The organism is Haloarcula sp. Atlit-7R (assembly GCF_003666065.1).
Taxonomy (GTDB): domain Archaea; phylum Halobacteriota; class Halobacteria; order Halobacteriales; family Haloarculaceae; genus Haloarcula; species Haloarcula taiwanensis.
Map to the genome: position 1 here is coordinate 1 of NZ_QXIK01000028.1, position 14,614 is coordinate 14,614.

A 14,614-nucleotide genomic window follows, 5' to 3' on the forward strand; every position below is an offset into this window, starting at 1 on the left:
AATTCGGTCAACAACTACCGAGTCCGGTGGAGAGTACACACTTCCCACCGGGTTCCTCAACCGGGTAGTTGCGACGATATCTAATCAGCAGACAGCGACAGAATTCTCCACTAAACTAGAACGGATGGTGTGAGTGACAAGAATCGGAGTTCTGTCTTCACAAGCGGTGCGGTGTTCGGAAAGGTGTCGCTGGACGTCGTCCTCGGTGTAGGTGATGAGACCCGGTCCCTGGGTTGATCCTTCCTGGCCCATAAACACGAAATCCTCGTAGATGTATGGTGTCCTGTGGAGGTCGGTGGTAAATTCCGAATCGAATTGCGGACCGGTTGACGGAGGGAAGTCGTCGTTTCCTCGGACATAGAGCGATTGTTGATGCCTCGTGAGGCGAGCAAGTTCTGCCAGATGATCTGTGTCAGTATCGGCGTTTTTGAAACGTGAAAGGTCGTCGCCAGCATACAGTAGTAGATCTGGTGTAGGTTCTACAGTTTCGAGAATGGTGTAGAGATCGTCAATAGGTTGAGAGCGCCAGTCAGATACAGCGAGAATGTGAGTCATTTTGGTTGAGCGTAGTTAGTGTGGCCTCTTCTTTCGTTTGTTTAGGTGTACCGTTTGGCATTAGGAGTTTTTCCGCCCCGTTGTCGTTAACCAACAACTCAGGCTCATCGGGGCAATCTGTTGGTTAATAGTGGGATTCCTATGCGATTACGTTGAAGATGCTATCCTCCGAACTCTTCGGTATGTGTGGCCGGAACTCGCTCTTCATCGACCAAGCAGACCTTGAGGCCCGCTTCGATGCCGAGGTCGTCGCGGACGGCGGGTACACACCTCGATACAACATCGCGCCTGGCGACGACCTCCACATCATCACGAACGAGGATCCCGACGAGATTGACGCCTACCACTGGGGGCTGATTCCGTTCTGGGCGGACGAACCCGAGGAGGGCATCATCAACGCTCGCTCCGAGACTGCCGACGAGAAACGCGTCTTCGAGCGGGCGTGGGAATCACGTCCCTGCCTTGTCCCCTCGTCAGGGTTCTACGAATGGAAATCGCCGAACGGCGGATCGAAGCAGCCCTACCGGATTTACCGGGAGGACGACCCCGTATTCGCGATGGCCGGGCTCTGGGACGTCTGGGAGGGCGACGACGAGACGATCTCGTGCGTCACGATTCTCACGACAGAGCCGAACGACCTGATGAACTCAATCCACGACCGGATGCCGGTCGTCCTCCCGAAGGACGCTGAGTCCGACTGGCTCGCCGCAGACCCGGACACCCGCAAGGAACTGTGCCAGCCGTACCCGAAGGACGATCTGGACGCCTACGAGATTTCGACGCGGGTCAACAACCCCGGCAACGACGATCCCCAGGTCATCGAGCCACTGGACCACGAGCAATCGGGCCTCGGCGAGTTCAGTTCCTGATAGCTGACGGGGTCACCGTTACTGCATCGGCGACGCCGCCGCTGAATCGACGAGCGAGTACTCTCGGTCCCGACTCGTTCCTTCCGCCTCGAGGAGGTTGTACTGCTCCATTTTCGAGAGGTACGTGCGGATAGTCCGCTTCGTCCGCGGATCATCGACGTCCTCGGTATAGCGCTCGTGAATCTCGCTCGGCCCGACTGGGCCGTGCTCGCGAACGATGTCGTAGACGACGCGCTGGTGCGGCGTGAGCGAGTCGAGGCTCTTCTGCTTGATCTGGGCCCGAGCATCCTCGGCGGCGTCTAGGAGAATGCCGTCGGTGATGCGCTCGTGGTTCTCGCGGTCGGCCTTGCCGGCGGCCGTTCGAAGGATGCCGATTGCGAGGCGGGCGTCGCCGGCGGCCGCGTCGGCGATCCGGTAGAGCTGGTCGTCGGTGATGACGTCCTCGTTGAGCCCCCACTTTGCCCGAGCACTCAGGATGTCGTACAGCTGCTCGTCGTGGTACTTGTCCATCCGGACGTGTTCGCTGGAGCGCAGCCGGCTCACGAGGCGGTCGTCGACGCGGCTGAACAGCTCCTCTTCCTTGTTCGCGATGCAGATGATCGCGAACTGCGGGAGGCTGTGGAGGTCGTAAATGACGCTGGGGTCCTCCAATTGGTCGACCTCGTCGAGGATGACGACGGTCCGCGGGCCGTCATGCTGCTGGAGGCGGTCGACGAGTTCGTCGTGGGGCGTCGACTGGCGGTGGATGTCGATAGTAGCGCCGAGGTCGTCGAGGATCTGGTAGAGCGTCCGAAATCGGGTGTAGTTACGCCAGCAGTTGACGTAGGTGGCCTCGACGTCGAGCACCTCCTCACGTAGGCGTTCGGTGACGAATTGTGAGATGCACGTCTTGCCGGCGCCGCTGGGTCCGGTGACGATAGCCGTGTCGGCTGGTTCACCGTTCGTGATGGGCTCGAGGACGCTAGAGAGGTGGTTGACTTCGGCGTCGCGATGCTCAACTTCCCGAGGGACGAACCCGGCGCGGAGAACGCGAGCATCGCGGATCATATGAATTTGATAGACAGATTTTCGGCCAGATCATAAAAGCCTGACCGGGTTGTTTCCGGAAACAGACTAATTACATCCCCAATCTACGTGTTATGTGGCGTTCCGTCGTGCGATATCGGTTTGAGGAAATCTGGTGTTTCCGGAAACTTCCGGAATCCACTCCAAAATTAATATCGGTCAGTTGCTACGGTTGTGACCGCGCTACGCTTGGAATCTGCCAGTCTTCGGAATCGTATTTAGCCCAGATATGGTACATATGTACCTCCGCTCGGTCCTGGCAGTCCGGTTTCTCTCTCAAACTGTTCCATGGTTCGCAATCGCTTATTCCACGAACTTAGACCGGAGAGAGATCAATCTGAAGATCCGCTAGCACTGTTTCGATTTCATCTTCGGACAGGTGTTGTAGGAGGTACTCGACAAGGTCATCCTGTCGGGGTTGACCAAATGCCATCCGATATACTGCTAGGGATTCTTTGAGTTCAGCCAGCTGTTGTTCTTCTTTGCTGACTGGGAGAACTGGCGCATGCCGTTCGATTTTGGCCGCGTCCGAATTATCGTCCGGGAAGATCCAATAAGGAACTAGATCTGAGTTCGCACCGGCATCGTCGGCGGCTTTTTGAAACATTGTGGACCAGATATCTCCGTCTCCCGAAGATGCCTGCGAGCCATAGACGTCGGCGACATTCTTCCGAACAGCATGGCCCTTGTACCGATGTACACGACCTTCTCGCTGTTCGAGATCGACTGGGTTTGGTGGAAGGTTCCAATGGAGTACGGCGTGGCAGTACGGATGGAAATCAAGCCCCTCCTGCCCCACAGATGTTGTGGTTAAAACGAATGGCCAGAACGGTGAGTTGAACGCAGTCCTGACCTGGTCAGCTCGGATTGCAGCGTCTGTATCAAAGTCCTCGCTTCGTCCGAACTGCAGCCCGAAATGACATCGGATACGTCGCTCGTCGAGCTCGATATTATGTTCCTGAACCGTGATGTCGTCCATTTTCGCCGACGCGGTTCGAAGACTGAGAGACTCAGTCATCTGTCCGGTTATTGTTTCGACGACCGTCGTCGGGGGAGCATCAGCTAGGCCGAAATCATCCAGCATATGGATCCATTCATCAAGGACTGCCTGGAGGTTCCCATCCTGACAGTACTCGAGGACACGTTGCCAGTACGGTTCAGCTGGGTAGATCCCACGAACGAGAGCCGTGGTTTCGGGGAGATTGAATACTGATCGGAAGGCCCAGCCGACTTGAGCTGCCCCTGTGAGCGTCGCTGATGAATCGATAGTTGATGGAGAATCAATAATTCGATCTAATGCCTTGAGGGTAGCCGTTGCTGGCGATCCTAGAGCAATATCCGTCAGTACTTCGACGAGGTCATCCGGTGGAGGCCCGAATGTGTAATCACCATCGGCAACTTGCCGGAAGCGTTGAAGATGAGCTTGCCAGTTTTCGAATTCACTTGCTGATCCATTATCTGTTTCTTCTCCCTGCCACTTCGAGGAAAGATCCGACTGATTGAGCCAGTCTGTAACGGAGACCTCTGGATTTTCGATATCAAGTAACAGGGGCGACGCCCAATACCAAGCCTCGTCGTAGGGTTGAATACCCGCAACATCGCTTTCATCGCCGGCTCGTTGTTCGATTATCGGCTTCAGACGTGATTCGATAGCATCCCGGACCTCAGCTCGAACCTGCCCTTGACTTGGTAGCTCATTACCCTCGATACGATCTTCTATTTCAGCGGGGTCTCCGACTTCCGCTAAGGTTGGACTCGGATAGAGCATTGAGAACAAAGGCATCCCGGTAAGTCGTCCATCGGATTTCGAGATATCAAGGAGGTAGCCCCGGTTATTTCGTCCTTTCGAGTATAATGCGTCTGTGTCGAAGTTCTGGATAATCCGGCGCTCAACCTCGTAACTCACCAGCGCCGAGACTGATTTCGGGACGACTCTCCAAGAGGAAAAGACGAGACGTTTTGTGGCGTCTTGTACGTCAGACTCAGCGTATGGTCCCCCTGCCTCATAGTACGGAAGAGACGGAGGTAACCAGAGCAATTGCCAGATTCCAGTGTCGAGATACTCCTCAACCAGAGCGCGAAGTGTGGGATTCCGAAATTGAACCGGATCGTAGCGTTCGATTTGATCACCTGAGAGGTTCAACTGATCGCTGTTCGAGAGCGCAGTCGCTAATAATGGCTCCTCATCAGATTCCATCCGATCTCTAAATTTCTCCTTCAGAGAGTAGTTATTCATGAAATTCAAGAGATACGGGGCAGATTTCCAGTAGTTCATGACTCGCGGTGCATCAAGCAGGTCGGCAACATCCCGGAGTTGAAGATAGGCTTGAACCTCGTCGGGTTGGAGACCCATACTGGGGTAGTCAACGGGATCCAGCATCCCGTTGCGATCTGACGACGCTGCCAGACGCTCCGTTCGAGCCATTACCCGACCCAGCTCTGTTTCGATCTCGTTTTTCAGGTCTCGTAACTCATCTGTCCCTGATTCGTGGACTTGGTAGAGCTCTCGACGGTATCGATCTAGCAGATCACGGATCTCCTCGGCGGTCTCATCTTCTGTGAGGAAGTTGAGCGTCCTGACGAAGTCAGCTAAGTGATCCTCATCACCTTCGTGGGCCATCGTGTACATCTTGTACGGAGTGGCCGAGAGGAGCATCACTCGCGATTCTGTATGAGTGTCCGAGTAGGAGAATAGCTCGCGGGCCAGCTCACCTTCATCGGTTTCCCCATCCAGTACATCCCGGAACCGCTGGAACTCATCGAGGATGATTAAATCGGGGCTAAGAGCCTGGACACAGACTGAAGCAAGGACACTCCTGATTTCACCTAGAACCTCTCGGCGACGGGCTTGTACTGAATCAGAAACTCTGCTATTGTACCGCGGATAGTGTTCGCAGAGCTCTTTGAATTCGCGCTCGAGCTCCGGCCGTTCGTCAAGCGCAGCGATGAATGACTCGGCTAGGTCCTCGTCGATTGTAGCATCGAAATTATCTACCATCGGTCTGAAGCCATCGACTCCAGCGCGACCTTGTAGAACGTTCAAAGGCGCTTTGCCTGTCAGATTCCATGGTTCTTTGAGCAGATAATAGAGCAGCACTCGCTCCTCTTTCCGTCCCATGGACGATTTGAGATCGAGGGAGGTTCCTGGTGTGAACGAAATGTAGTTCACTTTGTTTTCGTCGAATGAATGCGCGGTTTTCGGTAGAAGCGTGATTCGAGAGGTGAAGGCGTGTTCTTGATCTTCATCAAGAACGAGACGATCCAGGTTCTGCCGAGCGATACTCCCATTTGAGCATAGATAGACGATGTCGATCCGATCGCGATCATCCCAAAGGTGATCGATAGCCTGCGCAATGACCGCTCGGGCAACCAATGTCTTCCCCAGCCCAACTTCGTCAGCCACGAGGAACCGTCTAGCGTACTCCTCGTCGGTATACAACCGGTCGAAGACATATCGCGCTGTCTGTTCTTGGAACTCTTTCAGCGGCTCTAGAACTGCCGACACATCCGGTCGTTGCTCATCAGTCATTGTCGGTTACCTCCTCATTAAGCACCGCCCAAATCGGATCGAAGACCCGATCGAATCCCTCAGGAAGTACTTGCTCGACATCGTCGCCTTCCCCCAAATCCGTGATGAGTTCTTGGATACGCGCCAGTTGTTCAGGATTTTCGTGTAGCACGCGTAGAAGTTGCTCCAACAGTGGGAATCGGTTTCCAGCGTCGACACTGTGACCACTGTCCCACTCTTCCCACTCCATCTGCGAGACCTGATGACCAAAGCCCGCATCGACCTCACCTAAAAGTAGGGCAAGGAACCGTAGAAACCGCTCTTTGTCGCGAATAATCGACCGAAGAAGGCGTTGAGATCGGTCTGTTGGTGCGTTATTTAGTGGAACATTTAGAACGAAGCTTTCCGATCTGCTCTCGCCTTCTATTTCGACAGTCACCCGAATTGCGATGAAGGATGTGATGGATTCATACGAGACGTCAAATGTAGCTATCTCCTCTGCGTCCATCGCAAGGGGTTCAGCCGCCCGTTGCTCAAGTGTTATCGGTCGAATTTCGATAGTGGGTTCGTGGGGTAGTGTATCGGGAATATCGTCCCCTTCGAGTCGGAGTCGATAGACATCCTCACGGGGTGTCTCCTCGATCTGTGCACGAAGTTCGAGGCCACTGATGGCCTGCCGGATGTCATGGTGCGCATCATCCAGTCTCTCGGCTACCGTGTCTTTTTCGGAGGGTTCGTCTCGATGGTAAGGAACCAGAAGATCCCGGATTGAGACGTCATCGTCTTCATCACCCAGAAAGACATCGGTTCCACACAAGCGCTTCTTGCCTTTCAATTCGACTAAGAATTCGACGTTCTGATGGAACGCTGCACCAGTAGCGTTTGCGGATCCGGTATAGACGCGTGCGTCCCACCCATCATCTACTATGAACAGCTTCGCATGTAGGCTCTTGAGTGTGTCTTCATCACTGATCTCCTCTTCCCCATCCGGCATCTCAATTGGATCGCTGTCGGGGTTGAGTTCGGCGGCAGTGTCTAGTGTATAGATTTCATCCCACGGGTCGAGAGTGTCCTCCGCGAGCGTATCCAGTTCTTCCCACCGCGAGATGAGGGTGGTATTACGTGACCCAGGATCGAACTGGTTGAGGAGCGATTTCGAGAGAAACGGTGATACCACCATTAGATCCGTTTCCCGGTCGGGGAACGGCCATTGAGTTCTATTGCCAATCCCAAATGGGTGGAAATCAACCTCTTCGAAATCATCCGGTGGAGAAAAGTCGACACGCCGGAGTTCATCTTGAATCGTCTCGATCTTAGCCTGTCGGTCAGTATCTAGATCCCTCGCCGCCATTTCTGGAAGGGTCTCAATGAAATCCCCAAGTGGATGGTTCCGCGCATAGGCTAGTTGACGGTCTTCCCGAAATTCTCCGTCCAGACGGAGCACAGTGTCCCACGAGCGAGCATACGTCAGGTTCCGACTGAGACAGAGGAAACGATAGTGAACCTGTTCGTTTGTTCCTGTATACCGAAGTACCCACGTTTTGGGATGAAACGCACCGTGGTCGCTCAGTGCGTTCGCCTCGACAACGACATCCTCGAGCAACTGGAACAATTTGTTTTGCTGGCTTGGTGTGTGAATCCGACCGCTCTGACAGAAGAGGGTCATCCGATTCGAGTTCCGTCGGAGGGCATCGAGAGTTGCTACTGGATCCTGTTCCTCTTGATCAAGGTCTTGGTGCTGGTGTCGAGTGAACGCGAGTGGAACGGCAAGTAGGGCGGATAAATCCACTGAATAGGTGGCACCAAGCGCGTAGTCAAGGTCATAGCCGGCAGGTGGTTTGAGTGACTCGTGTAAGAGCTCCCGATCCTGTGGTTCGAGCATCTATTCTCCCTCCAATCCTGCGAAGATATCTTCGAGATGAATCTTCGCTGTGTCCCAGCGATAAGCGAGTTTCCCGGTGCCCGCCTCTCCACTCCATTGCTCCAAGGCGGATTGGTTGCTTAGACGGGCGCGGCCGCCCTTGAGCCGCCGCTCCCGTCTCTCAATAAGCTGTAATGCAGCGTCATCATTAGCGAGTTTCTCTGGAGAATTTGATGCAACTTCGATCCATCGCTCGACGAAACGCTGCATCCGTACTGGCGTATTCGCACTTGCTTCGGTGACGATTTCCCAAAACCGATTCAGATCCCAATTTCGGAACTCGGTTTGCCGGCTGCCGATTCTCTGACTCCATTTCTCAAACTTCGTCGAATATTCTTCAACTAGATCCTCGTCTGCGGCTTTCCTCGCAAGCATAAGATTGTAGAGGAGAGTGGCGCCGTGCATAATCTCCGAGAAATTCCGTGCATGGTGGAGGCGTTCCTTCACTTCGTCTGAGAGATGACTTTGATTGGGGTATTCCCAGGGGTAGTCTGGCGTCCCGCCGAGCTCAGATTCGTGCAGGAGATCCGCTAGCATCGAATCCGGGATCGCTTGGAGGATTCGGTCTCGAAGGTACTTTGCGTCCCGTTTACGGAGAGCAAAGCTAGCCGTCTCTGGGAACTCATCAGGCGGATCTGGGAGTACAGGATCCCAATTCGGATGTGGTTTTTCTCCTACTCGATCTTCTTGCTCTTGCTGTATCTGGTAGTAGACATCTAGGGAGTCGTGGTACTCGTTCTGCGAACCGTTGAAACGTCGAATGTTCCACGTACCGAGGCCAGCCCAGTAGATGTTGCTTGGGAAGCGTTGCAGATCTGCCTTGGAATACCGGCCGATGACACCTTCTGGATCATCTTCTTTCAACAACGCCTCGATAACTTGGACCTCGTATTGGCGTGCTTTCGACTCAATATTCGTCGATGAGACCTGTTTCTTCTCGAGGGCTCGGTACATCCACGGTACAAAAAGGAAGTACTTTACTCGGGTTTGGATCGTCGTCGTACCTGGGAAGAGTAAGTCCGCGAATGCATCCCTGATACGACCGATCCCGAGTTCATCACGCGTGTCCCGTTCCGAGAATTGTGAGATGAGATCACGTGTTCGCTCCCGTTCCGCTTCGGAATACGAAAGCCACGAGAAAGACGACATTAATAGGCAACCTCTGTTGCCTCCACAATAACGATTGGGCTACCTCGGATTCTCATTTGTTATCAAGCGTTTCAACCCTGCGAGTTCTGTCGTTGTACTGTCGAATCACTATCTTCGAATCCAAGAATCAGTGATTCATCGATCGATGTCCTTCTGTGCTAATTCTCGTATCTTTTCCTTCGTCTCTTCGCGGTGCTCGCCAAACGCTACCTCGAAAATCCCTCGGTAGAAATGCTTGTTCTTCTCGAGCGTGACGTCCTCCCGCTTCAACTGTTTTTTCAGCCGCGTGAATGTGACCTCGATATCCTCGCTCTGTTCCGGTTCGACGTATATCGTGGCGGAGTCCCAGTCCTCCCGGATGTTCAATGGTTCATCATCCGTTTCTGTTGCCTCCTCAGTGGGAGACTTAGTATCCGCCGAGCCAGCACTCTTCTCCTGACCTGATTGCTCTTCTGTGGCGGCTGCAGGTTCGCGGTCTTGTCTCTCTGTTTCCGACGTCGCCTCTGCCGTCTCGTTGTCGTCGTCCGCGACTTCTTCGTCTTCTGCTTCCTCTGATGGGTCCTCAAATCGCTCGTCCATTCCTCGGGGCATAGTTACACCTCCACCTGCGTTTTGTCGAACGCCCGTTCCATCGTCTCAGCAACCTCCAGGAAGAGGTCGCGCTCGACTTGCTGGTCGTTCGCGTCCTCCCATTCGAAAATATCGCAGCCGCTGTCCCACGCGCGCTGTATCGCCACCCGCATTGGAAGCTTGAAGATCGGCGCTAGTGACGCATATGACTCGTCAAATGCCTCCAGGAACTTCTGTGACTGCCCATCGTCTCTATACATGTTTGCCAGCAGTCCCACGATCGCAATCTCGATCTGTTGGTTGTCCTCGATGGATTCCAGCTGATCCCAGAGATCGTCTAGAGCATCCCGGGATGTCGCTTGGGTTTGCGCAGCCAGGAACACGTTTTGCGCCGCGATGAACGCTGCATCCGTCAGGACCGAGAGATCAGGGGGGCAGTCGATCAAAATAAAATCGTAGTCGTAGCCGTCGTCGACCAACTCTTCGAGAGCAACTTTCAACGAGAGACGAGCGCCTGCGTCGTCCATCCAATCCCGGGCAAGCCCCATGTCCTTGTGGCTCGGTACGAGATCGAAATTCAGGTGTTCGTAATCGTCGCTGTGGATCATAATTTCTGAAAGAGTCGTGTCGTCCGTGCGCGGATTGTCGACGAGGACGTCGAGAAGATTTGCATCATCCGTAGCGAGCGTATTTGGAAGGTCGTTCTTCGGGCTTGATGGATCGTTGTCGTCGCCCGGGCCGAGTCCCAGGCCTTTCGTCATATCGGCCTGTGGATCCATATCGATCGCGAGGACATCGTGTTCTCGCGAGGCCAGTGCCGCTGCACTGTTTATCGTCGCCGTTGTTTTGCCAGTCCCGCCCTTCTGATTGCCGAAGGCGATCGTGGGAATGCCAGTCGATGGTGTGACGCCCCAGCCACGAGGTGACTCGGTCATAGTACGATCATTGATTCAATGACTCATAAATCCACGTCAGACATCTAATCCCGCTCTGGGAATGGTAAAGTGCTGTATTCCGCGGTATAAACCGCTAAAAGGCGCTTATGGCGTTGTACTTGGTGAAAAGTCAAAGAATCACTGATTCATTGAGCCAACGCATTCTGGAATCCTCGATTGTTGATTCCTCGGGGATTGGAGCTTGCTACTGGCAGTTACTGAATCAGTGACTCTGTACTTCTCGTGGTAGGTGATTCATTGAATCTCCATCTCTTTGATTCACTGATTCATTGATTTAGTGCTTCACATATTCTCAGCGCTCCTCTATTATTCACTGAATCCTAAAATCAATCACTCAATAACTCTTTGATTCACTGATTCACTGACTCTGTGATTCACTGAGCTATGTCCTCAACCGTTCACCGGATAACAGACACGGATGAGATCACTCTGGCGCAGTCACTCCTCCCCGAAGGCGGCAGCTAGCTGGTCCCGCATATACTCTCGACGAAGCTTCCGGGCCCGCGAATCTGAGAGATAATTCTGCAATACGACGTCGGCACTCGCACTTCCTTGTTCGGCCGCAATCTCATCGAGGCTTCCGAGGACGACGTCGAGTGACGAGGAATAGGCGTCATACCAGAAGCGTCGACCCATCTTTGGCGAGGGTGACACACCCCCGATCTCGTCAGGAAGGCCCGCTCGGTCAGCGAGTTGTGTGAAACGGTTCCAGACTGTCCATCGGGAAATCGAGCCGCCTGAGGTGTGTGGTGATGGAAACAGGTGCCCGCTCCAGTCATCGTGATCAGCAAACGTTGCGAGGCGGTTCTCGAGCACCTCTTTACCGTAGAGGAGTGACACCTCGCCGGGCCCGTTCTTCCGCTCCTCGAACGTAATATACGGAATTTCGTCGGTAGATACGTCAAGGACGAATTGACGCGCTCGTAGGCTAGCCACCTCATTCGGACGAAGACCCCATGCACACAGGGCGAGTACCAGAAGGCGGTCCTCCTGGTCGTCTGCCGCCTTGTAGAGTGCGCGCACGTGCTCGGTGGCGAGACATGGTGTATCCGTGTCATCGTCATTACCGTTCGACCAGTCGAACTCGTCGTCGAGGCCGTTAGCGGGGTTCACCGCAGCCCATTTCCGACGCACCAGATGCGCATACCAGTTCGAAACCGCGAGATGAATCCGGCGTTTGGTTTGCCCACCGTCGAGATCCGCGTGCAGGCGGTCGAACGCTGCCCAACACGCATCGACTGCTTTGTAGTCTGGGATATCACTATCCCGAGCGACGGGGGTCACGAGGTCATCGGTGTCATTTTCCTCGCAGTAGGCGGCAACATAGCGATTCAATCGGTAGCGGAGGGTATCGATTGACGAGTCTGCAAGGCCCTTGCGCTCTCGCCGTGACGTGAGGAAGGACTCGAGTGCCTCGATCGTCCGTTCGTGGTCGGTTGCCCAGTCGTAGCCCGATTCTACGGCGTCGAGCTCGAGGTCCTCGCGCCAAAACTCTGCGAAGGTCCTGTCATGATACTCCCGTAGGGCATAGAGGAGCGGCCGAAAGCCGTGGTCGCGAAGCCAGCCGTGTGTCGGTTTCTCTTGTTTTGGATCGAGCCCGTCTGTCTCCATCACCGGGGCGACGATAGCCCAGTACGCGTCGACGAGTTCGTCGAGATCGAGGAGGGTCCACGAGACGTCGTCGACGTCCTCCCAGTCTCGGTCACTCCCTGGTGTCGTTACGTCGTTCACAGTGCTATCCTCCACGGTGTCCGCTGTTCGAGGTTAGGAATCAGGGATAGACGCCTCGCTGAGTCGGTTTCCAATTCTAAGCCCGGCATATTTGGCTGGTAGCGAGTTTCTCACAAATAGGATATAGGTTTTGGGGACAAACAGACTGTTGAAGTCTGTGTGAACACCGAAAATAGATGCTGAAACTATCCGACATCGTATAAATCCTATGTTGCTATACGAATAGTGTAGTCGTGGGAAGTTGAGACTACAGCGGGTTTAGCGGGCCTATGATGCGTGGTTTCGGCCGTTTCAGTGATCGGGAATTGGCTCAGATTGCTCTCCAAACGGCTATTCCTATTGAACTTCCAACGGCATGCGCGAATTTCGGCGACTTCCGACAGCATTGCCACTCAGACGCTACGCTAACACGGGTAAAACCTCTCTCTATCCGATTCCGGTTTCCTTCTTCAACAGCGTCAGCGTGTTATCGGCCGTCACAATTGGCGAATGCTCGTAGTCGTCGGTCAACTCAACTTGTACCAGCAGGTCCACCGCTCGCCAAATCGAGTACAGGAGACACGCGAACGCGAAATAAAAGAACCGTAACCCGAAATCCTTCGATGTCGTTGCGGCCATGAATCGCTTAATCGACCTGTAGCCACTCTCGATCTCCCAGCGATAGCCGTATTCAGTGAGGAAGCTACTACCGCGATTGGACATGAACACCGAGTATTGCCGGTGATCATCATATTCGGAGTCCTCCTTCCGGCGGTAGATCAGCATCGTCTCGTGCCACTCGTTCTTCCCGAGATGGAGGTTGCGGTCGGTTTCGTATCGGTCTTGACCCCGCTGGAGCAACCGTTTGGCCTGCGCTTTCTCGCTGGTTTGCATCCGCTTCGGGACTACATACGACAGTCCACGTTGGCTGAGCATCTCTAGAATATGCTGACTGTCGAACTCCCGGTCCATCAATACGTTATCGACGTGAACGAGATCCTCGGCAGAGTCAAGTAGATCCTCGACAATCTCCTTGCGAGTCTCGCCTTTCCGAACCGGGCGTGCATCTAACACAATTGGGACGGCATTGCCGACTAACTGGACCGTCGCCCACTGATACGCGTACTCATCGGTCTTTTCTTTTGTCCCAATAATCTCATCTTCGTGTCCGGTTCTGTCGCCTGTGAACGGGTCTGCTTCAGTAATATCGATAGCAACAATCCCTGCTCGGAAGAACTCCTCCGTCTCCGCTGCTTCCCCTAACAGTCGAGTCACAGCCTGCCGATACATCTCCCGAATCTGTTCAATCGATAAGTCGCGGATGTGCTCGCGATGGGCGTGGCCCAACGGTGTCCGATCCCGTCTCGACTCATAGACGAAACTGCGGGCACCTTCGTTAGCAGCCAGCCCCTCACGAAATCCGAGATACGTTTGTAAGTCCCAGTAAGCGTTCTCGTGGATTTCACAGCCATTGTCGCGATTCAGTGAGAATGCCGGGAAAACGACGTGACTGATATGGTCCGTGATCGATCCGGCTTCATTGAGGATAGCTTGATCGTCTGGGTATGATTTATCCGCTACGTTATCCCGTGATGGAAAGTTTCGTTCTGGCTCGCGTGGAACAGCAACGTCCGCGTCTTGAGCTTTGATCAGAATCGTCCGCGCAGCTGCCTCAATTGTCTCGCGAAGCTCTGTAGTGAACCGATTATCCCAGCTGCGCCACAGCGTCGACTGGTCTGGGACTGTTTCCATGCCCAGTTGTTCACGGAGGTCAGGATGGTGAGGGAGATACGTGAGGAGTGCCGTTTCGTGGGTCCAGCCGTGAAGTTCTTTGAGTAGAAACAGTCGGAACAGTTGGGCCATCTCGTACTGAGTAGCTCCAGAATACCGGTCATGTGGCTCAAACTCGACATACGCTACTGGGTAGTGAGACACGAACTCGTCAACGGAGTCGTGAGCCTCGTGGTCGAACCATGTGGACGCAACGGTCCAGATGTCTTCTTCGAGGCCGGCGAGAGAACTCCGGTCATAGAGTGGCGTCGAATCATACGCTGGCCATTCAGCGTATGACTGCTGGGCGATTCGTCGAAAGACACTGCGTTGAGAATCACAGCTCGCAACCACTAAGAGATGCTGCCAACGACACGCCCAAAAATTCGTCTGACTGGTAATAGAACCCGAAGAGAACTACCAGTCAATGCCCGGTGGCGGCATGACGGTTGACGGTGGCAGTAATCGCGTAGCGAAACGCAACTGTGAAAGGCTACGCAGAGAGCAGACAGTCCTCGACATACCGCTGAAACTCGTCTCT

The 14,614-nt window shown here is 54.1% G+C and carries 10 protein-coding genes; 1 reads left to right on the top strand and 9 read right to left on the bottom strand.

Translation table 11 applies throughout. The features are described 5' to 3' along the window. Positions 1-84: 84 nt before the first annotated feature. A complete protein-coding gene (locus D3D01_RS25125) occupies positions 85-555 on the bottom strand; it encodes a metallophosphoesterase (protein WP_394343416.1) in 471 nt (156 codons plus the stop codon). A 182-nt stretch (positions 556-737) separates the two neighbouring features. On the opposite strand from D3D01_RS25125, the gene D3D01_RS22120 reads away from it, so the two are divergent. After that, positions 738-1,424, top strand: a complete 687-nt coding sequence (locus tag D3D01_RS22120; protein WP_121513809.1) for an SOS response-associated peptidase — start codon at positions 738-740, stop codon at positions 1,422-1,424. 18 nt (positions 1,425-1,442) lie between these two features. Here the strand turns inward: D3D01_RS22120 and D3D01_RS22125 are convergent, their stop codons facing one another. The 8 genes from D3D01_RS22125 to D3D01_RS22160 form a co-directional block, all read right to left on the bottom strand. Further along, positions 1,443-2,471, bottom strand: coding sequence for a Cdc6/Cdc18 family protein (locus D3D01_RS22125; protein WP_121513802.1), 1,029 nt, complete (start codon positions 2,469-2,471; stop codon positions 1,443-1,445). 334 nt (positions 2,472-2,805) lie between these two features. Next, the gene (locus D3D01_RS22130) at positions 2,806-6,018 is read right to left on the bottom strand and encodes a helicase-related protein (protein WP_121513803.1); all 3,213 of its coding nucleotides are present in this window, start codon (positions 6,016-6,018) and stop codon (positions 2,806-2,808) included. Next, complete coding sequence (locus D3D01_RS22135; protein ID WP_121513804.1) at positions 6,011-7,879, bottom strand: phospholipase D family protein; 1,869 nt, start codon at positions 7,877-7,879, stop codon at positions 6,011-6,013. The genes D3D01_RS22130 and D3D01_RS22135 overlap by 8 nt, the downstream gene beginning before the upstream one ends. After that, positions 7,880-9,067, bottom strand: coding sequence for a DUF6361 family protein (locus tag D3D01_RS22140; protein ID WP_121513805.1), 1,188 nt, complete (start codon positions 9,065-9,067; stop codon positions 7,880-7,882). A gap of 135 nt (positions 9,068-9,202) precedes the next feature. Next, positions 9,203-9,646 carry a hypothetical protein gene (locus D3D01_RS22145; RefSeq protein WP_199725583.1) on the bottom strand — a complete coding sequence of 148 codons (444 nt, stop codon included), beginning with the start codon at positions 9,644-9,646 and terminating at the stop codon, positions 9,203-9,205. A gap of 14 nt (positions 9,647-9,660) precedes the next feature. After that, the gene (locus tag D3D01_RS22150; protein WP_121513807.1) at positions 9,661-10,572 is read right to left on the bottom strand and encodes a ParA family protein; all 912 of its coding nucleotides are present in this window, start codon (positions 10,570-10,572) and stop codon (positions 9,661-9,663) included. Positions 10,573-11,031: 459 nt separating this feature from the next. Further along, on the bottom strand, positions 11,032-12,324 hold the full coding sequence (locus tag D3D01_RS22155) for a site-specific integrase (protein ID WP_121513810.1): 1,293 nt from the start codon (positions 12,322-12,324) through the stop codon (positions 11,032-11,034). 426 nt (positions 12,325-12,750) lie between these two features. Then, positions 12,751-14,427: a transposase gene (locus D3D01_RS22160; RefSeq protein WP_121513808.1), complete on the bottom strand. Its 1,677-nt coding sequence runs from the start codon at positions 14,425-14,427 to the stop codon at positions 12,751-12,753. Positions 14,428-14,614 lie beyond the last annotated feature (187 nt).